The organism is Bacteroidales bacterium (assembly GCA_031275285.1).
In the GTDB taxonomy this organism is placed as follows: Bacteria; Bacteroidota; Bacteroidia; order Bacteroidales; family UBA4181; genus JAIRLS01.
This window is the reverse complement of record JAISOY010000142.1, coordinates 19,050-39,038: the sequence shown is the minus strand read 5'-3', so window position 1 is coordinate 39,038 and position 19,989 is coordinate 19,050. Positions and strand designations below refer to the sequence as shown.

16 protein-coding genes and 1 pseudogene are annotated in these 19,989 nt (G+C 42.1%); 14 read left to right on the top strand and 3 right to left on the bottom strand.

Translation table 11 applies throughout. The features are described 5' to 3' along the window. From LBQ60_14705 to ccsA, 12 genes and pseudogenes are all read left to right on the top strand, one after another. Positions 1-389: aspartate-semialdehyde dehydrogenase (locus LBQ60_14705; GenBank protein ID MDR2039169.1), on the top strand; the 389-nt coding region annotated here is incomplete at its 5' end. A 40-nt stretch (positions 390-429) separates the two neighbouring features. After that, positions 430-1,257, top strand: a complete 828-nt coding sequence (lgt, locus tag LBQ60_14700; GenBank protein MDR2039168.1) for a prolipoprotein diacylglyceryl transferase — start codon at positions 430-432, stop codon at positions 1,255-1,257. A gap of 41 nt (positions 1,258-1,298) precedes the next feature. Further along, positions 1,299-1,736 (top strand): antibiotic biosynthesis monooxygenase, encoded by a 438-nt coding sequence (locus LBQ60_14695; protein MDR2039167.1) that lies wholly within the window; start codon positions 1,299-1,301, stop codon positions 1,734-1,736. Between the two features lie 258 nt (positions 1,737-1,994). Then, positions 1,995-2,213 carry a DUF4492 domain-containing protein gene (locus LBQ60_14690; protein MDR2039166.1) on the top strand — a complete coding sequence of 73 codons (219 nt, stop codon included), beginning with the start codon at positions 1,995-1,997 and terminating at the stop codon, positions 2,211-2,213. Between the two features lie 7 nt (positions 2,214-2,220). Further along, on the top strand, positions 2,221-3,753 hold the full coding sequence (locus LBQ60_14685; GenBank protein ID MDR2039165.1) for a cytochrome ubiquinol oxidase subunit I: 1,533 nt from the start codon (positions 2,221-2,223) through the stop codon (positions 3,751-3,753). A gap of 121 nt (positions 3,754-3,874) precedes the next feature. After that, positions 3,875-5,008: a cytochrome d ubiquinol oxidase subunit II gene (gene cydB / locus LBQ60_14680; protein MDR2039164.1), complete on the top strand. Its 1,134-nt coding sequence runs from the start codon at positions 3,875-3,877 to the stop codon at positions 5,006-5,008. Positions 5,009-5,044: 36 nt separating this feature from the next. Beyond that, positions 5,045-7,639: a lamin tail domain-containing protein gene (locus LBQ60_14675; protein ID MDR2039163.1), complete on the top strand. Its 2,595-nt coding sequence runs from the start codon at positions 5,045-5,047 to the stop codon at positions 7,637-7,639. A 222-nt stretch (positions 7,640-7,861) separates the two neighbouring features. Further along, positions 7,862-8,548 (top strand): RNA methyltransferase, encoded by a 687-nt coding sequence (locus LBQ60_14670; GenBank protein ID MDR2039162.1) that lies wholly within the window; start codon positions 7,862-7,864, stop codon positions 8,546-8,548. A gap of 48 nt (positions 8,549-8,596) precedes the next feature. Further along, positions 8,597-9,304: a LytTR family DNA-binding domain-containing protein gene (locus tag LBQ60_14665; protein MDR2039161.1), complete on the top strand. Its 708-nt coding sequence runs from the start codon at positions 8,597-8,599 to the stop codon at positions 9,302-9,304. A 30-nt stretch (positions 9,305-9,334) separates the two neighbouring features. Then, the gene (locus LBQ60_14660; protein ID MDR2039160.1) at positions 9,335-10,306 is read left to right on the top strand and encodes a hypothetical protein; all 972 of its coding nucleotides are present in this window, start codon (positions 9,335-9,337) and stop codon (positions 10,304-10,306) included. 198 nt (positions 10,307-10,504) lie between these two features. Continuing rightward, positions 10,505-10,882, top strand: a pseudogene (locus tag LBQ60_14655) (cytochrome c biogenesis protein ResB). 1,077 nt (positions 10,883-11,959) lie between these two features. After that, a complete protein-coding gene (gene ccsA, locus LBQ60_14650; protein ID MDR2039159.1) occupies positions 11,960-12,583 on the top strand; it encodes a cytochrome c biogenesis protein CcsA in 624 nt (207 codons plus the stop codon). 213 nt (positions 12,584-12,796) lie between these two features. Here ccsA and LBQ60_14645 read toward each other — a convergent pair whose 3' ends face one another. From LBQ60_14645 to LBQ60_14635, 3 genes are all read right to left on the bottom strand, one after another. After that, on the bottom strand, positions 12,797-13,828 hold the full coding sequence (locus tag LBQ60_14645; GenBank protein ID MDR2039158.1) for a PmoA family protein: 1,032 nt from the start codon (positions 13,826-13,828) through the stop codon (positions 12,797-12,799). 69 nt (positions 13,829-13,897) lie between these two features. Then, positions 13,898-15,256, bottom strand: coding sequence for a Gfo/Idh/MocA family oxidoreductase (locus tag LBQ60_14640; protein MDR2039157.1), 1,359 nt, complete (start codon positions 15,254-15,256; stop codon positions 13,898-13,900). A 34-nt stretch (positions 15,257-15,290) separates the two neighbouring features. Then, the gene (locus tag LBQ60_14635; protein MDR2039156.1) at positions 15,291-16,619 is read right to left on the bottom strand and encodes a DUF1080 domain-containing protein; all 1,329 of its coding nucleotides are present in this window, start codon (positions 16,617-16,619) and stop codon (positions 15,291-15,293) included. 351 nt (positions 16,620-16,970) lie between these two features. Here LBQ60_14635 and LBQ60_14630 point away from each other — a divergent pair, with 351 nt between their 5' ends. After that, positions 16,971-18,308 (top strand): gliding motility-associated C-terminal domain-containing protein, encoded by a 1,338-nt coding sequence (locus tag LBQ60_14630; GenBank protein MDR2039155.1) that lies wholly within the window; start codon positions 16,971-16,973, stop codon positions 18,306-18,308. Positions 18,309-18,332: 24 nt separating this feature from the next. Beyond that, positions 18,333-19,988, top strand: coding sequence for a hypothetical protein (locus LBQ60_14625; GenBank protein MDR2039154.1), 1,656 nt, complete (start codon positions 18,333-18,335; stop codon positions 19,986-19,988). The last annotated feature ends 1 nt before the right edge of the window (position 19,989 follow it).

The following is a 19,989-nucleotide window of genomic DNA, read 5'->3' as shown; positions in this document are numbered from 1 at the left end:
CCAAAGAAGAAATGAAGATGCACTATGAAACACAAAAAATCATGCATGCAGATTTTGCGGTTAGCGCATCTACCATTCGTGTTCCTGTCTTAAGGGCACATTCCGAGGCTGTATGGGCAGAAACGGAACATCCGCTTGAGGTTCCTGTCGTGCGGAATGCCATGCAAAATGCACCGGGGATCATTGTTGAAGACGTTCCTTCCGAAAGTCTTTATCCAATGCCTTTATTTGCTGCCGACAAAGATCCGGTTTTTGTAGGCCGTATCCGTAAAGACCTGACTACCCCCAATGGCATCCATTTCTGGTGTGTAGGGGATCAGATCCGTAAAGGAGCCGCGCTTAACGCTTTACAAATTGCCGAATACCTGGTCAAAGAAAGATTATTGTAACAAAAAGTTTCTTTACAGTTTTTCGGATAAATGAAAAATTATGTCACTTCCGGGTTTTATCATATGGGATATTGATCCGGAGATTTTTTCCGTAGGTGTATTTTCTGTCCGTTGGTACGGATTATTGTTCGCTGCTGCATTTGTCCTGGGATATTTCATTATCCGGAAAATGTTCCGGAAAGAGCATGTTCCGCTAAAAGTACTGAATCATCTCACCTGGTATATAGCTATTGGAACAATTGTCGGTGCCCGTTTAGGGCATTGCCTCTTTTACGAACCGGATTATTATTTTCAGCACCCGTGGGAAATTTTTATGATCTGGTATGGCGGTTTGGCCAGCCATGGCGCTGCTGTTGGTATTCTGACCGCTTTGTATATCTTTTCACGTGTTGAACATAAACCCTTTCTCTGGATACTTGACAAAATTGTAGTGGTAGTGGCCTTATCCGGCTTCCTTATCAGGATAGGGAACCTGTTGAATTCCGAAATATACGGTATGGAAACCTCATTACCCTGGGGTTTTATATTCGTCCGGACCAATGAAATTTTAGCCAAACATCCTACGCAGATTTACGAAGCATTATCTTATCTGCTTATTTTTATTCTTTTATACTATTTATATTTTAAGAAACCGACTGTCATGTATCAGGGAGTATTATCCGGTATCTTTTTAGTATTGACCTTCTCAGTACGTTTTCTTATTGAATTCATCAAGGAGGACCAGGTCGCATTTGAAAAAGGAATGGTATTGAATATGGGACAAATGCTAAGTATCCCACTTATTATCTGGGGAATATATTTATTGACCCGTCCGAAGAAAATATTTGCCGGGAAAATGCCGGATAAAATTGAAGAAACAAGCAATTAACTTAAAATACATCACCTATTATTTATCCAATAAAAACCGTTATGAAAACAAAAATGATCACCCTTTTCTGCGTCATGGCCTTGATATCCGGATGCAACAGTAAAAACAATTCATCTTCACACACGCACGCTCATTCGCATGGAGAGGCATGTTGCGCCCATGGAAAAGAAGAAGGTTCAAAAAAAATCATTGGAGCACAGATCTTCATCAAAGCTGAAAAAATAGACGAATTTTTAAACGAAGTTAAACCTGTGGTCGAAAAGTCAAGAGCAGAAGCTGGTTGCATCAGTTATACGTTGTATCAGGATCCGCAGGATAAAACCAAATTTTTCGTTTTTGAAGAATGGAAGAACCAGGCTGCCGTTGAAACTCATTTTGCAACGGAACATTTTAAACAACTCGGGGAAATATTGAACAATTGTGCCTCCTCTCCTGCGGTCATCACTATTTATGATTCTACATCGGAATCAAAAGTATAAAAGCATATCTTATAATCTTGCCTGAAGATTACATGAAAAAAGATATTCGTATGTTTGCGAATATCTTTTTTCATGTAATATGATTTGTCGTTCCATGCGTTCACGCAGGTGAAAAATGTAAGTAAATTTACCGGGTACAGCATCATAATAGATGATCAATCATAGGACACAACTTTTTTTTGAGTTGTTTGTTCTTTTATATACATTCAATGTTATCTTTGTTTTTTATTGCATCTTTCATTACGCAAAGCTATATTTATGGACCGATCTTCAAATCTGTTATACAGAATTTTTCGCTTCTATGTGGACGGTTTTCGTAGTATGACTGTAGGAAAAACGTTATGGCTGATCATCGGCATTAAACTCTTCATTATGTTTGCCATACTGAAGATATTCTTTTTTCCTAACTTCCTGAAATCTAATTTTGATAATGATCAGGAAAGGAGCGATCATGTAATAGAACAACTCACCAAATAATCTGGCTATGATAGAAAATGTGGATTTATCGTTGGTTGACTGGTCGCGGGCACAATTTGCGCTCACGGCGGCTTATCACTGGGTTTTTGTTCCGCTGACACTGGGGCTGTCTTTTATGCTGGCCTTTATGGAAACTATTTATGTGAAAACAGGAAATCCTGAATGGAAAAGAATAACTAAATTCTGGATGACCCTCTTTGGGATTAATTTTGCTATCGGAGTAGCTACAGGACTGATCCTTGAATTTGAATTCGGTACCAACTGGTCGAATTATTCATGGTTCGTGGGAGACATATTCGGTGCGCCGCTGGCCATTGAGGGTATCTTTGCTTTCTTTTTAGAATCAACCTTCATTGCCATCATGTTTTTCGGATGGAATAAGATCAGTAAAAAAGTACATTTGCTCTCTACATGGTTGGTGGCGTTCGGGGCTTGCTTATCAGCATTATGGATCCTGGTCGCCAATGCGTGGATGCAATATCCCGCAGGAATGCATTTTAATCCGGATACCGCCCGCAATGAAATGGTCAATTTCTGGGAAGTGCTTTTTTCCCCGATGGCGATAGGTAAATTTTTACATACCATTACATCCGGATTCGTTCTGGCCTCTGTATTTGTCGTCGGAGTCAGCGCCTGGTTTCTGCTGAAAAAACGCGAACAGGTTTTTGCACGGCGGAGTATGGCAGTCGCTGCAGTATTCGGATTGATCACATCAGTATTCCTCGTATTGACCGGCGATACTTCTTCACGTAATATTGCAGATTACCAGCCGGCAAAATTTGCCGCTTCGGAAGCGCTGCATGAAGGAAAAAACAACGCCGGACTAACTATATTCGGGATACCGTCCCAAACCGAAGAGACAAAATTGAAGATAGAAATCCCCGGATTATTGTCCTTTATGGCATATCATGACGCAAATGCTTATGTCGCCGGGATCAACGATCTGGTTAACGGAAATGAACAGCATGGAATTATGGCCGCATCTGAGAAGATCGAACGTGGAAAAGTAGCGCGTGAAGTCCTGAAAGAATACAAGGATGCTAAAAACAATAATGATATCGCTAAAGCACAGGCATTAAAGGCTAAATTTGAAGATCAGGAATTTCTGGACAATTATTTCAAATATTTTGGTTACGGATTCTTAAATGACCCGCAAAGTATTATCCCCAATGTACCGCTTATTTTCTGGTCGTTCAGGGTCATGGTGGGACTCGGCTTTTTATTCATTTTGCTCTTCGTTGTTGTCCTGGTGCTGGTCTATAAAAATACCCTGGAAAAACGCCGATGGTTATTGTGGGTGATGTTGTTTTCCATTCCCCTGCCCTATCTGGCCGGACAGGCAGGATGGGTAGTGGCAGAAGTGGGTCGTCAGCCCTGGGCTATACAGGATTATTTACCTACGGCTGCAGCCGTGTCACAGATAGACGCCAGTGCTGTTCAAGTTACGTTCTGGCTGTTTGCCACTATTTTTACGGTTTTGCTGATTGCCGAAATATCCATCATGGTGCGGCAGATCAAGCAAGGACCAAAAGAAGTATAATTATTGCAGACAATTAAGTAATATAAAACAATTAATGTCACATTTGCTGAACGTAATCAACTTGATCAATGCGACTTAAGAAAACAACAAATAGCACTGAGTGCTCAAAATCTGAAATGTTATGTTCGAATCTTTATCACATTTAGCATTACAGCAATACTGGTGGGTCATTATATCTCTGCTGGGCAGTCTCCTGGTATTTCTGATGTTTGTCCAGGGAGGACAGACACTGATCTATTCCCTCGGGAAAAACGAAGATGAGCGTTCATTGATTGTTAACTCATTAGGGAGAAAATGGGAATTTACCTTCACGACACTCGTTACATTTGGAGGGGCCTTTTTTGCATCTTTTCCCCTGTTTTATTCCACCAGCTTCGGAGGGGCCTATTGGGTCTGGATGCTGATACTGATTTGCTTTGTCTTTCAGGCTGTATCCTACGAATTCCGTTCGAAGCCTAATAACCTGCTGGGTCCGCGTGTTTATGAATTTTTCCTGTTATTCAATGGCGTCATTGGTACGGTACTGATAGGTACGGCAGTAGGCACCTTCTTCAACGGGTCTATGTTCTCTGTCAGCGATATGAATACATCCAGATGGGAAACGCCGTATCATGGATTAGAAGCTGCTTTTAACCTGCATAACCTTTTACTGGGATTATCCGTGTTCTTTCTGGCACGTGTATTGGCATTACTTTATTTCATCAATAATATTAACAGCAATACGGTGGTTACCCGGGCAAAAATACGACTCCTGCCTAATTCCATCGTATTCGTGGTGTTATTCCTGACTTTCCTGATCTGGTTAATGTTCAAAGACGGTTTCAATTACGACCCGGTGACCAAAATCGTGAACATGGAACCGCACAAATACCTGCATAACCTGATTGAAATGCCGATAGTACTCATCATGTTGCTGGTAGGGGTGATCATGGTATTATACGGGATCATCCATTCCCTGTTGAGTGCCAGATTTATAAGAGGCGTCTGGTATGCCGGTACAGGTACCGTTTTAACCGTACTATCCTTGTTTCTGATTGCCGGTTTCAATCATACCTGTTATTATCCGTCTGTTTTTAATCTGCAGAACTCATTAACCATAGAAAACAGTTCTTCGAGTCATTATACGCTTACGGTGATGAGTTATGTATCTCTGTTTGTTCCTTTTGTAGCTGCATACATTTTCTGGGCATGGAGAGTCATCAATAAAAAACAGATCAGTACGGAAGAATTAAACGAAGAGTCACACAAATATTAAAAGAATTGTTATTTTTGCCTGCGTCAACTTAGACGTATGGGAAAAATAATATTCAATTGTACCGTCTTCCTGCTATGCTTGTGCTATCCGGAAATCATATCCGCACAGTGGAGTGATGATTTTTCAGACGGGGATTTTCTTCATCAACCTGCCTGGCAGGGCAATACAGATCGATTTATTGTTGAAAACGGATGGCTACGGCTCGATGATGCGGCTGCAGGTGTGTCATATCTGTCTGTTGCTTCGGATATAGCAAAAGAAGCTTCCTGGGAATTTGCCGTCAAATTAGATTTTAACCCCTCCTCTTCCAATTATACAAAAGTATACCTGATGTCCGACAACCCAGACCTGACGGGTCCGTTGAACGGTTATTACCTTCGTTTGGGCGGTACGGATGATGACATTTGTTTATTCCGGCAAAACGGAAACACTGTTGAAAAACTGATCACCGGGCGGGCCAAAATACTCGATGTCTCTTCCAGTCACGCACGGATACTGACCACCCGTGATGCCCAGGGCAACTGGACCGTACAAAGCGATATAACAGGCGGAAACAATTATACCATAGAAGGAGAATCATTTGATAACCAGGTGAAAGCATCTGCGTATTTCGGTGTGGTATGTGTGTATACCGTCACACGGAGCAAGGCTTTCTATTTTGATGATTTTCGGGTAAACGGACAAGCTTTTGCAGACAGGGAACTACCGGAAATTATTGATTACAGATTGAATGGATACCTGATCAATATTTGTTTTTCAAAAGAGATCAACCCGATCAATGATTATGGGAAATATTTTTCCATAGTGGGTGGTACCCATTTACCAACAGGTGTCCAGAAGGAAGAATTAACCTGTTTTTCATTGTCCTTTCCCGGGCAGCCCCAATGTGGTATACAACATCATTTAAAGGTTTCCGGATTAATGGACCAGAATCAAAATATCATGCGCGATACCGTTTTGAATATTATTTTTCCCTGTCCGGTATTACCCAATGATGTTGTGATCAATGAAGTAATGGCCAATCCATCTCCGGTAGTTCATCTACCCGAATATGAATACATTGAAATTCATAATCGTTCCGATAAAGATATTGAACTGGAAGGATGGACATTAACATATGGCCAAACTTCAAAAATATTCCCGTCATTTCTTTTCGGAGCAAAGAGTCGTTTATTACTGGTTCATCCTAATGCTGCTCCGGATATGGAAAGTTTCGGACCTGTGATGCCTATATTGGGATCTATGACGGCTATTGCCAATTCGGGACAATATCTAATGCTTCAGGATGATGCAGGAACCGTGATATCATGGATCGATTTTAATACGGACTGGTATAAGGATACGCAAAAATCAAACGGAGGTTGGTCGCTTGAACTGATCGATCCGGAACAAACTTGTAGCGGAGCGTTTAACTGGAAAGCATCTGTAGATAGAAACGGCGGAACACCCGGGAAAGAAAATTCTGTCTTTTCCCGGAATGCAGATGACAGGTTGCCTCAGATCCGGCATATCGCTACACCTGATCAACACACCATTGTGTTACATGTGTCCAAATCTTTGGCCGGGTTCATTCCGGATATTACCCTGTTTACCTTAAAACCTGAGATCAGCATCCGGGATATAGAAATCACAGGAAAACATTTTAACCAGCTACAATTGAATTTGCAGGATGCTCTGCAGGAAAAGCAATGGTATGATTTGTCGGTAGAAAGTGATATCGAGGACTGTGCCGGATACAAAATACCTTCGGCAAGGTTTCATTTTTCATTGCCGGAATATACCGACAGCCTGGATGTAATCATCAACGAAATTCTATTTAATCCGTTTCCTGAGGGATATACATTCATAGAACTGTACAACCGCTCGAAAAAGGCGGTCAATGTCAGCGACCTGCAAATATCCATGCGGGACAACAATGGTAAATTATCCAATCCGGCAGGGCTAACGGAAGATCCGTTTTTACTGATGCCGGAGCAATATCTGGTCGTATCGCGGAATACGGATCATATTCTTCAACAGTATGATGCCGGTCCTCCGGAATGCTTTCTGCAATTAATGAGTATGCCCTCACTTACCAAGGAATCCGGTCGTCTGGTGTTGTTGAACAAAAGTCTTCACGTTATCGACGAGGTACATTATAACAGCAAACAGCACGTTGATTTTCTGAATATTGGGTCCGGCGTTTCATTAGAACGCATACATCCGGACCGTAACAGCCTCGATCAGAATAACTGGCATACCGCAGCCCAGACAGCAGGATTTGCAACACCCGGAAAGAAAAATTCACAATATACTGATCCGGAATACGGACAAAATGCCGTCACCCTGCTCCCGGAAGTTTTTTCACCTGATAACGACGGATTCGACGATGTCCTGGATATTTGTTACCATTTTGAAACACCTTCATTGATGGGCGAGGTGATCATCTTCGATGCATACGGACGGAAAATACGACAGTTAATACGCCAACAAATCATGCAAACGGAAGGGATCATTACATGGGACGGAACAGATGAAAACAACCGGAAAGCCCTGACCGGAGTCTATATCGTATACTTTCATGCCTATAACTCATCGGGATTCAGTAAAACCTATAAGCTTCCATGCGTATTGGCAGGAAAGAAAAGATAAAGTATCCATGTATCCAACTAATGATAAATGATCTTTCGATTTACTGGATTTTAATCACCCAACTACGTGTCTTCATGAATGTTTTCATAGTCGTGGTTATTTTATTATCTTTGACTTTAGAAAGCAAATGATAAAATACAGGGAATTAGTTGTAACATTATGATAATTTCCATCGTATTATTTACCAGTGGACTTGTTTTCAAAAAATGATACCTTTTTATCATGATTGATAACAATTTGGTTTTGGATTTTTTGTCGGAGTTTGTTAGCGAAGAAAGACGCAACAGAATCGAAGAAGTATTGGCTGAGCGTACCCGCTATATCTCCATACTTTTAGAAGATATCTATCAGTCCCAAAATGCCAGTGCCGTTTTACGTACCTGCGAATGTTTCGGTATCCAGAATGTACATGTTGTTGAAAATTACAATATATACAATATCAATCCGATGGTATTGAAAGGATCGGATAAGTGGTTAAGCATACGAAAGTTCAACGGATCGGCAAATAATTCGATAGACGCCGTCAATGAATTAAAATCAGAAGGGTATCGTATTGTAGCTACATCTCTTCAGGAAGAAAGTGCAGGATTGTATGAGTTCGATCTTCTAAAAGGAAAATGTGTGATCGTATTTGGAAATGAGCATCAGGGAGTATCAAAGAGTATATTGCAACATGCAGATGAACATTTGAAAATCCCTATGACCGGATTTACCCAAAGCTTAAATATTTCAGTATCCGCCGGGATTGTTTTATCCCATCTGATTTATCGGCTAAAGCAAACTGATATTCGCTGGCAGCTGACGTCCTCTGAAAAAGAAGAGTTACGGTTAAAATGGTTTAAAAATTCCGTAAAAAACCCGGAAATGCTGATTAAACGCTTGACTGAAGAAAATATACACCCGAAATAAATTTGTTAGAATTAATCATTAAATTTACCTCCATATTTTAAACTCAAGATGAATTGCATTATCATAGATGATGATAGTTTCGTGAGGAAGATTACAGAAGACTTTGTAAAAAAAACAGAGTCGTTGCATCTGTTACATTCGCTCTCCAATGCAGTTGATGCCATCAATGTATTGAATTCCAATGAAAACATCGAGTTGATCTTTTTGGACATTGAGATGCCGGAGATGAGCGGAATTGATTTTTTAAATGCGTTGAGCAATCTTCCCCAGATCATTATTATCTCATCCAAAGATAAATATGCCATCGATGCTTTTGAATATGACGTTACCGATTATCTTCTCAAACCATTCTCCTACAGTCGTTTCTGTAAAGCTGTAAGTAAGGCCCAGGAAAGAAAAGAAAAAAGCAGGATGCATTCCAAAGGTGACGAAATATTCATCAAACATAATTCATCCCTGGTAAAATTAAAATATGCAGATATCTTATGGGTGGAAGCGATGGAAAATTATGTGATCATCAACACATTTGAAAATAAATATACCATCCATTTCACCATGAAAGCCATTGAGGAAAAACTCCCGACCAGTCAGTTCATCCGGGTCCACCGGTCTTTTATTGTCAATATCAACAGTATTCACAGTATTGAAGACAATATGATCATCATCAGTACCAATGGAAATGACAGGAATAATATCCCCATAGGCAAATCATTTAAAGAAAATCTATTAAAAAAGCTAAATGTAATTTTGAAATAGGACTCTTTTCCGGAAACTAAGTCACAGGAAATGGGAAGAAAAAAAATATTCATTTTTGTTGTCATCAGTTTTTTATGTTTACCAGGTGCATTCGGTAAAAAAAAGAACCCTGTTGATTTTTGGCCTGTCGAAGAAACGATCCTCCGGTTGTTCGGTGAAATCAGGAATACGATGGATGACAGCCTCGCCATACAAAAACACCTGCAAATTGAAGAGATACTTGCTCAAACGCTCACTATGCCTGCTGCTTACAAGCATAAATTCGATTCTTTACGATTGGTCGGAAGATTATATGCCCCCAGGAAAAAATTTCTTCTTTTTAACTGGCACCACTCTTTCAGGGATGGATCATACAGGCATTTCGCCCTTATTGTCATTCCCGGTAAAAAAGAACCGAGCCGGGTAATTCGCCTGACAGACCTGTCGGATTCCATAAAAAGACCGGAAAACCAGACACTTGGAGCCAATGAATGGCTGGGAACATTATATTATAAGATCATCCCCAAAAAGAAAGCGAAAGATAAAAAGAAGTATTATACGCTTTTGGGATTAGATATGAATAATCTTGACACCAAGAAAAAAATGATCGAAGTGATGACCTTCGATGAAAATGGGAATCCATGGTTCGGTGCACCCATCATCGAATTAAACGGCTGGACGAAATACCGGGTGGTATTTGAATTTTCCTCCGCTCAAAGCATGTACCTTGAATACAACCGGCGCAAACGAAGGATAGAATTCGACCACCTCGCTCCATTAATGCCTTACCTTGTGGGAGAGTATGAGTATTATGAACCGGATATGTACCGGGATGCTCTTAAATTCAAGAAAGGTCATTGGAAACATCATAAAGACATACAAGAACCCCCTAAGGATAAAAAACTGAAAAAAAGCTCGTTACCTAAACCACCGAGATTTATCCGGCTACCAAAACCGGAAAAAGAAGACCAGGAAAAGGATACTGACGAAGAACCTGAAGAGGAAATCTTACCTACCGAGTGATTTATTCATTATTTTTGCCTGATGAGTAAAAAAACAGGTTTTTTCGCATTTTTCTTAATGGCCTTGCTGATCCTGATCCTGGGACGGGCCACATGGTATGAACATATACACGGCAGTGCTGATGCATACACCCAATTCTATAATAGTATCTGGTTTACTTTACTTTGGATATTACTGGGTACGTTCAGTCTTTATTACATGGTTATTGCTTCGCTGCATAAGCGCTTTGCCGTTTTTCTCCTACATATCTCATTTCTCATTATCCTTTCGGGTGCATTGATTACCCGGATGACCGGAAAGACAGGACAGGTACACCTCCGGGAAAACCATCCGGTATCCTTCTTTTTTGATGACGGAACACGTCAGAAAATACTCCTCCCCTTCTCCCTTTCACTGAAATCCTTTGAAATAGAATATTATCCGGGAACCACGACCCCTGCTAACTACATCAGTATTGTCGATGTGAAGGACAAACAGAACGGAAAAACTTTTGAACAGGAAATCTCAATGAACCGTATTTTCCGTTACCAGGGATTCCGGTTCTATCAGTCATCTTTTGATGATGACTGGAAGGGATCGATTTTAAGTGTCAATCATGATACATGGGGGATCTTTTTCTCTTATGCAGGATATTTCCTGATGTTTTTTTCCATGCTCCTGGTTCTTTTCAGCAAACGTGAACGATTTCGCTTCCTGTTGAAAAAGTTATCTCAAAAAGCTGTTCTCGTATTTTTGCTGGCGTGCCCCCTATGGGCCAATGCGTCCCCCTCTTTATTGACCGGAGATTCACTGACCGTCAGTAAAGAGCAGGCGAAGCGGCTGGGAGAGATCTGGGTGGATTACAACGGACGTATAGCGCCTGTACAAACATTGGCCAATGATTTCACCAAGAAACTGACGGGAAAGAACCACTATAAATATGCTTCGGGAGAACAAGTCCTTTTCGGCTGGTTGTTTTTCCCTGAAAAGTGGCAATATGTACCTATGTTTGAAGTGGAAAGCGATGAATTGAAACGAATGACCGGCGCCGTTTCAGGAAAAGCCTGCCTGGCAGATTTCATTGATGCTGGAGGACATTATAAACTGGAACCTTACCGTAGACAGATGTATGCTTCCAATAAACCGAAAGGATGGCTTAAAGAAGCTGTAAAAATCGACGATAAAATACACCTGATAGAGATGTTACAACAGGGAAATTTATTGAAAATATTCCCGTTGAACTCCGATAATGGCCTGTTGCAATGGTATGCTCCCAATATGGTTACACCCATACAGGCCGACAGTATGGAGAACCTGTTCGCCCGGCATTTTTTCCCGTTATATTTCGAAAGCATCACACAAGGCAACTCCGAAAATGCCTTTATGTATCTGGATAAACTACTCTCATTCCAGCAAAAGAAAGCCGGGGATATCCTGCCGTCAGCCAATCATTTGAAAATAGAGCAATTATATAACCGGATCCCTGTTTTTTCATTGTTGTTTAAAATATGCCTGGGACTAGGTAGCATCAGCCTGTTCTTTTTTATCTGGGGCACGGTCCGTAACCGGTCCTTCCCAAAAGTGGAAACAGCATTATACGGATTATTATGTATGGCTTTCCTGATAGCGACCATAGGACTGGGATTACGCGCCTATATTGGCGGAAGGATCCCCATGAGCAATGGATACGAGACCATGTTAATACTGGCCTGGTTCGGCCTTCTTATAGGTGTTCTCACCCGCAAGTATGCATTTCTGATCACAGTATTCAGCTTTCTGTTATCCGGATTTACCTTACTGGTAGCCCATATCAGTTCCATGAATCCACAGATCACACCATTGGTCCCGGTATTACAATCTCCCCTGCTCAGCATCCATGTGCTGACCATCATGGTGGCTTACGGGTTGTGCGGATTTATGGCATTGAACAGTATTACCTCCTTAATTATTTGGGCTTCCGGAAAAAAGAAACCGGAAAAACAGGCTTATATAGAACGAATGAAAGAAACCAGCGAGTTATTCATGTATCCGGCTACTTTCCTGATGGGAGCGGGCATTTTTATCGGCGCTATCTGGGCCAATGTTTCCTGGGGTCGCTACTGGGGATGGGATCCGAAAGAGGTGTGGGCATTGATCACTTTCCTGTTGATGAGTTTTACCTTTCACAGCAAAACGCTATCCTGGTTCCGCAAACCCTTGTTCTATCATATTTTTGTGCTGGTCATCTTCTTAGCCGTCCTGATGACTTATTTCGGGGTAAATTACATCCTCGGCGGCAAACACAGCTATGCGGGATAAACATATCGGGGAAATCTGAATATAATTGCACGCGTTGCAAACGCGCGCCAGCGAAAGAAGCGATGAGTGTGTATGTATTAAACCATGAGTGATGAACTATGAACTTTTTTATTCATTGTTCATAGTTCATCATTCATAGTTACGAAATTACTTCATCTATGCAGAATAAGCAAGCCATCCAGGGGTATCTTAAATTCCCGCTGGTTTTGATTTCTACTTCGCGTTAAACCCTGCGAACAATTCGTTCAATTCTTTTTCCGTAGCAAAACCATTGGTCTTTACAACAATCATGTGTTTAAATACGGTAGATGCTCCCGGTAGCAAAGTAAGCGTAAATAAGGGGCTATTTTTATCGAATACCTGTACACCCATATTATTGGTGGAAAAAAGTCCGTATCCCCGTGCATGGGAATGAGCCGGATATCCGGGATTATTTTTGTGGTCCAGGATAGCAACGGAAATTTTTTCGCCTGCTTTATCCGCGGAAAGAACCACCCAATTGGTTGGTTTTCCCCATACACTCCCTTTTTCAAGACCCTCACTATTCCGGTATACCCCATTTACGCCTTCATTGTTCATGGCTTTTATTTCAGTCGGGTTTCCATTGGCATCGAGATACAATTCAGGTTTATTGGATGGTTCTTCAAAAGCCCTATCCATACGGATCGCAATCAGTCCTTCCTTATTATCGGTAAAGGTAACCGTATCCTGCTGCGCCGTCAAACGGGTGATCCGCTCTATGATCCGCCAGTCACCCTCCCCACTGAATAAATATTCGGTGTCTTCCACAAGCAATACTTTTCCTGTATGATCCACCCAATCGGCTGTAACAGCAAGAGACCCTGTTTTACCATTACTTGTATTTACCACTTTACGATGGCGGATGGAACCATACTTTGGTTTTTTATCGGAAGATATGGCATATGAATTATTCCAAAAATCCAGTCCGTTCACATCGCCGAAGTTAAACCAGAGACCTACATGATGCGGATGATCCACCCTTTCATTCGGACGCGGATCACGTGGAAATCCTCTGGTGATCACAGTTCCTTCAGCCGTGTTTATCGGGTATAGTACCGGTTTCTCCAGATCCGAAGGATAGATATATGAAGTGAACAGTTTTCCATCGTATAATACATCTACCTTTTTCTGGGCGTCATCAACAATGACCTCCACTCCTTTCCGGTTATTCCCGCATGCTGCCAAAACGCATAACAAAAGAACAAAAAATGAAATTTTCGACATACACCACAAATTTTTATAAGGAAAAACATCCTGATAAGATTCCTATCAGGATGTTTTAAAAAATCAGAATTAATATTTAAAGACCTTCTTTCCGGCCATGATCTGTTGTTTCTTCGGATCGTAGGTAACTCTCAGGCCTGTACGGTAAGCTGCATTCGCCATACCACAGGCAACAGCATGACTGTGCCCCGCCTCCACAGGACAGTTGGTGGCTGTATTTCCGGATTTGACACATTCCATCCAGTTGCGCATATGGGCAGAAGTAAGCGTATCACCTCCCGTATTTGCACCCGCAGCTACGGTTACTTTCGGTAAAGTATAATTTTCAAGCAGGTTAGCCTTCAGTTTCATCGCTGATGCCTCACGTTCGCGCAATCCTCCTGTAGAGGTTATTTCATTGGTATCCAGATTCAGCATTCCTCCGTTAGAATAGTACAATTCTTTAGTCCCTCCTGCCGAATTACTGAAACGGGAACTATATACTACCTGGAAGCCTTTACTTTGATCGTTCAATGGACCGTAGTCAAAAACAGAAGTCAATGTATCCGCATTGGTACGTCCATCTTTCCATTGGTAAATTCCTCCATTGGAAACCACGCTACGGGGATAAGGCAACCCAGTGAACCAGTGAACGGTATCGATCTGGTGACACATCCACTGACCCGGTATACCGGATGAATATGGCCAGAATAAACGATATTCCAGATATTTACGGGGATCCCATGCTACTTTCGGACGATTCATCTGATATCGTGCCCAATCTACATCACTTTCCTTAATGGACGCACATAAATCAGCGCGGCGCCAACGACCGGGCTGATTGACATTCCAACACATTTCGGCCATGACAATATCCCCGAATTTACCCGATTTGATATATTCATTAGCCGCATGATAATTACCTCCACTACGACGTTGTGAGCCGATCTGCACAACGATATTGGACGCTTTGCATGCTTTCAGGGCCGCATTGGCATCATCCATCGTCTCAGCAAATGGCTTTTCACAATAAGCATGCTTCCCGGCCTTTGCTGCTTCCACCAGGTGCAAAGCATGCTGGAAATCAGCAGTACTGATGATCACAGCATCTATGTCGTTACGTTCATATAATTCATCATTATTGCGGCATAACGCAACATCCCATCCTGTTTTTTCCTTAATACGCGCCTTTCCTTCATCACGGCGACGGTTCCATAGGTCGGATAAAGCCACCATTTCAAACCCCAGTTCATTGGCATGATCCATAAAACAAGGCAAAAGGGAACCGCGGAATCGATCGGAAAATCCGATCACCCCTACCCTGACCTTATCATTGGCGCCCAATACCCGGCCATAACTTTTTGTGCTTAACCCTAATCCGACCCCTCCAATAGCAATGGCGGCAGAACCGGCTGAAATTTTTTTCAGAAAATCTCTTCTGTTTTCCATAATATAATGATAATAAGTGATTAATGCTTAGTAATTACAATTTCTTAATTTTGATATTCCTGTACCATACACGATCGTTATGGTCCTGAATCAGGATGTGGCCTTTGGCAGCTCCTCCAAAGTCTTTCATATCCTTATACTTGCTTTCCTGAACCATCTTCCGGTATGCCTCACTCCCACGGTCATATTCCAATACTTTGATACCGTTCAGCCAGTGTTCCACATGATTATCTTTAGCAATGATCCGTCCGGTATTCCATTGATTCACGCCATTAAAACGTTTTCCTTTAGCTGTCATCATATCATAAAGTGAAGCCAGTGTACGATTTCCGTCACGGCCGTTTTTCGCATCCGGATGCTCTTTATCATCCAGTACCTGATATTCAAGGCCCAATGTGCCTTTTCCGTATCCATTTTCCGTCACATAATATTTAACTCCGCTATTGGCGCCTTTCGAGATTTTAAAATCAAACATCAGGTCAAAATTATCAAACTGTTCTACGGTAACAATGTCACCGCCGCCGCCACCTTCATTTTTAGGCAGTACTTCCAATATTCCGTCTTTGACCACCCATCCGCGCGTAGGGAAGTCTTTTTTCATGGCTCCGCGCCATCCGTTGGTCGTCTTGCCATCAAACAACAACATCCATCCTTCGCTTTTTTCCTGTTCCGAAAGACTGTTGGGGATCACATTTATCTGTTTGATGGATGGAGTATCTTTTTTACGGTTCGCTTCCAGATTTTCCGTCATGATACGGATGTTCCGCCAGCATACGGTGGTGCCGTCTGTCCATGGTTTATTTTTTACATTGATGCTATGCACCTGAAGTGCAATAAATCCTGATTCGTCCAGATCCACCAGCAAATCAGCCACAGGAACACCATTCACCCAGGTCTTGATATTATTTCCGATGGCCTCGATACGGTAATGATTCCAGGCATTGTTTTTGAAAGCTTTCGAACCGGCAGGATTATGCGGTGTTACCGGATACAACCATCCGGTACGGGCCTCATCGTAAATACCTCCGCTCCATCCGCGTTTGGATGGGTCGATCTCTATCTGGTAACCGTAAACCCGCCCATTCGGCTGATCAGTTCTGCTATGGCTGCGGATCTGGATACCTGAATTAAGTGCCGTATCCACTTTCAGCTCCAACTCGAGAATAAAATCCCCGTATTCTTTTTCGGTACATAAAAAACTATTCGGGGTATTAGGCCTGGAAATTCCAATAATTTGCTTGTTTTTTACCTGGTATTCAGCATTTCCGTTTCGCTGTACCCAACCGCTGAGGTCCTTTCCGTTAAATAACTTGACCCATTTTTCTTTTTTCCCACTGGAACCACTTGTTAACAGCGCAATCATAATTGCGCATGAAATAATTATTCTCATTATTTTGATTAAATTTAAATTTTACACATTCCGTGTGCGCACACGGAATGTGTACACAAAACACAGGGTAAATGTAATTGTTTTTCTTTGATGAATGATAGTACCCGCATTGTTAAATAATGTTAATTAGTTGTGGACAAACAATAAAAACATCATAAAAAGCGATTTTATTATACATTGCTGAATATTCCAGATTAAGTTTTTTGTATCGGAATGATCGGTCAAACATAAATTATTCAAGATCATGATTCATTACTGTTTATTTAATTAAAAACAGCTACATTTGCACGTTAAATTGATATGATCGGAATATCTGTTGTTTTGATGAAAAATTTGAGAACCGCTTTTCGTCTTTTATATCTATCCCTGATATGGTGTTGTATGGTAGCATTTCCGGCACACGGGCAATTTAAGTCCCCAAATGTCGATGGCATAAAACCGACTGATTATACCAATCCGCGACAGGATACTATTTTTATTTTCAATCAAAAACCGGTAGAAAAAAAAGGCCACTTATCACTGGAGTATCATCCGGTGTCGGCTTCCACTGTTTACAAATGGTACAGATACAATTACCAGAACAATGCTTTCGAGGATACTCCTTTTGAAACCATTACAGCAGCATCCACCGAAATAGATACACTCAGCCAGGGAGGATACATGGTGAAGGTGGAATCAGGTGCCGAGCGCGACTCATTTGTCGCCTGGGTATACCTGAATCCCTGCTTTGAACTGAAACTACAAAAAAACAATAACGGGGCCGTATACCCAAACCACAGGTTCTGTGATCGCACTGATTTCTGGATCGATAGTAATACGCCTGTACAACAGTCGTCTTTTACATATTATAACCCAATAAGTAAAATGAGATATATGTTGGACAATGTTATTTCCTTCACAGCAAGGCAGGGTACCGGTGTTCCTTTGCAGGCGACATTAAGGTCGCAGGGCGGCCAGCAATATTTTCGTATATACACCCCTCCTTCCCAGGACACTAAATTTTACTTCAGGGGTGAGGATATATCCGGCTGGGAACAAAATGATGAAATAATGTATGAAACCATTTTGCCACAAGCCAAAATGACGGTTGAATTACCGGAGGTCGACCCCACTTCCGCTCCCATAGAAGCGAAGTTTACCAGTCAATCCGAGAATGCCACGGAATACCTTTGGCGTTTCGGCGACGGCGATTCTGTAATGTACCAAAGGGGCGACATTATCCCGGATACGGTAAAACACATTTATACCATCCCGAATGAAAAGCCTTATACTGCGATATTGTTTGTTACCAGCATCTACCAATGTACGGATTCAGCCAGCAAAGAAATTACGGTATCCCCCTCCAAACTGGATCGTCCCAATGTTTTCACACCCAACGGCGACGGGATCAATGATTATTTTAAACCTGAAAATCTGTCCATCCGGAGATTCGAGCTTTCCATTTATACCAGATCGGGAAGACGTGTGTATCATCATAAGGGTGCTGACCTTCGCAGCTGGCAGGGCTGGGACGGAAGGATTGAAAACGGAGGAAAAAATGCCGCAGAAGGCGTGTACTATTTCGTCCTGCGGGCAACCGGATGGGATGATGTCGATTACGGATGGAAAAAGAAAGACAAAAGCAGCAGTGTTTACAAGGGCTTTGTCTATTTGTACAGATAATACTTGCATCAATCTTTATGTAGTATGAATTATTTTCGAATCACCTTATTTTCCCTGGTCTTTTGTTTCAGCATTTATGCTCAGGACAAGAAAGACGACATGATTTTCCACGCCATGTCCGACGAACTGCAGCGTAACATCGACAGCCTGCACATACCCGGATGGGAACGACCTTTTTTTATCCAGTATGCCGTCCAGGAAGGAAAGATATTCCAGATACAGGCCACCATGGGTGCCCTGACCGGAGTGAACGAATTCTCGTTGAGCAATATGTCGGTACAAACACTGGTAGGCAATTACCAGATGTCCAACATCAACCACAATAACTCCGATTACCGTACCAGCGGGCGGAACGATATAGCCCCATTGGATCATGACTATGATGAAATACGCCGCCGTCTCTGGCTGCTCACCGACCAGTCGTATAAATCAGCGATTGAGGCATATAGCACAAAAATGGCTGCGATCAAGCGGCAGAATCTTCCGCAGGAAATCCTTGATTTACCCGATTTTACCCCATTACCGGCCGTAACTTACTACGGAAAAAGCCAACCCATGAATGATGATGATGAGTACTGGAAAAAACTGGCGCGCGATTGTTCTTCCGTATTCAAAAAATATCCTAAAATTTACGGATCCAATGTAGGTATTGAAGTTTATTCGGGAAATATCTACAGCATCAATAATGAAGGTACCCGCTTATTACATCCGGTACACCTGATCGTTGTAGCTGTGAACGCCTTCACCAAACTGGAAGACGGGGAAGAGATCAACGATAGGCTGACTTATTACGGATGGACCAAAGAGGATCTTCCTTCTGCTGAAACGATACTCAGGGAAACCGATGAAATGGCCGCCCATATCATCGATCTTTCAAATGCTTCGCCTATCGAAGAAAGTTACACGGGTCCTGTGATGGTAGAAGGAGGTGCGTTAGCATCGTTTTTTACAAGCCACCTGTTGTCGCAACAAACTGGTTTGGTCGCTTACCGTACCCCTATCCGTAGCGGAGGTATACAAAAACAGATGGAAGACCGGCTCAACAGGAAAGTATTATCGTCGGACATTACCGTAAAAAGCATTCCCCATACCAAAGAATACAACGGTGTACGGTTGATCGGATCGTATGAAACAGATGCCGAAGGGGTTACTCCCGGAGAACTTTTGCTGATTGAAAACGGCATGTTACGGACCCTGATGTGTGACCGGGTTCCGAAGAAAAAAGTCAAAACACCTACCGGTAACCGCATATATGCTTACCAGCCCCAAAATATTTCCACACGGGTTTCTGCAGGGGTTTTATCCATCACTACCTCCAATGGAAAGACAGATGAAGAACTAAAGGAAAAATTACGTTCCGCAGCTAAAGAAGAAGGACTGGATTACGCGTATATAGTCCGCAGCCTGCCCAACGGACGTTATCATTCTATCTACAAAATAATGGTATCCGACGGAAGCGAGGAATTGATACGCAGCGGAGTACTGACCAACATCGGATTGAACGCATTGAAACGTTCCCTGGGAACATCCGCTGATGTGCATGTTTTAAATATGCTTGCAGGAGGCGTTCCCATTTCTGTGATCTCACCCGCAGCAATGGTCGTAGAGGAAGTCGATATTGAAAAAAGGAACATGCAAAACACCACCAAATTACCTACGGTAAGTAATCCTCTGGAATGAC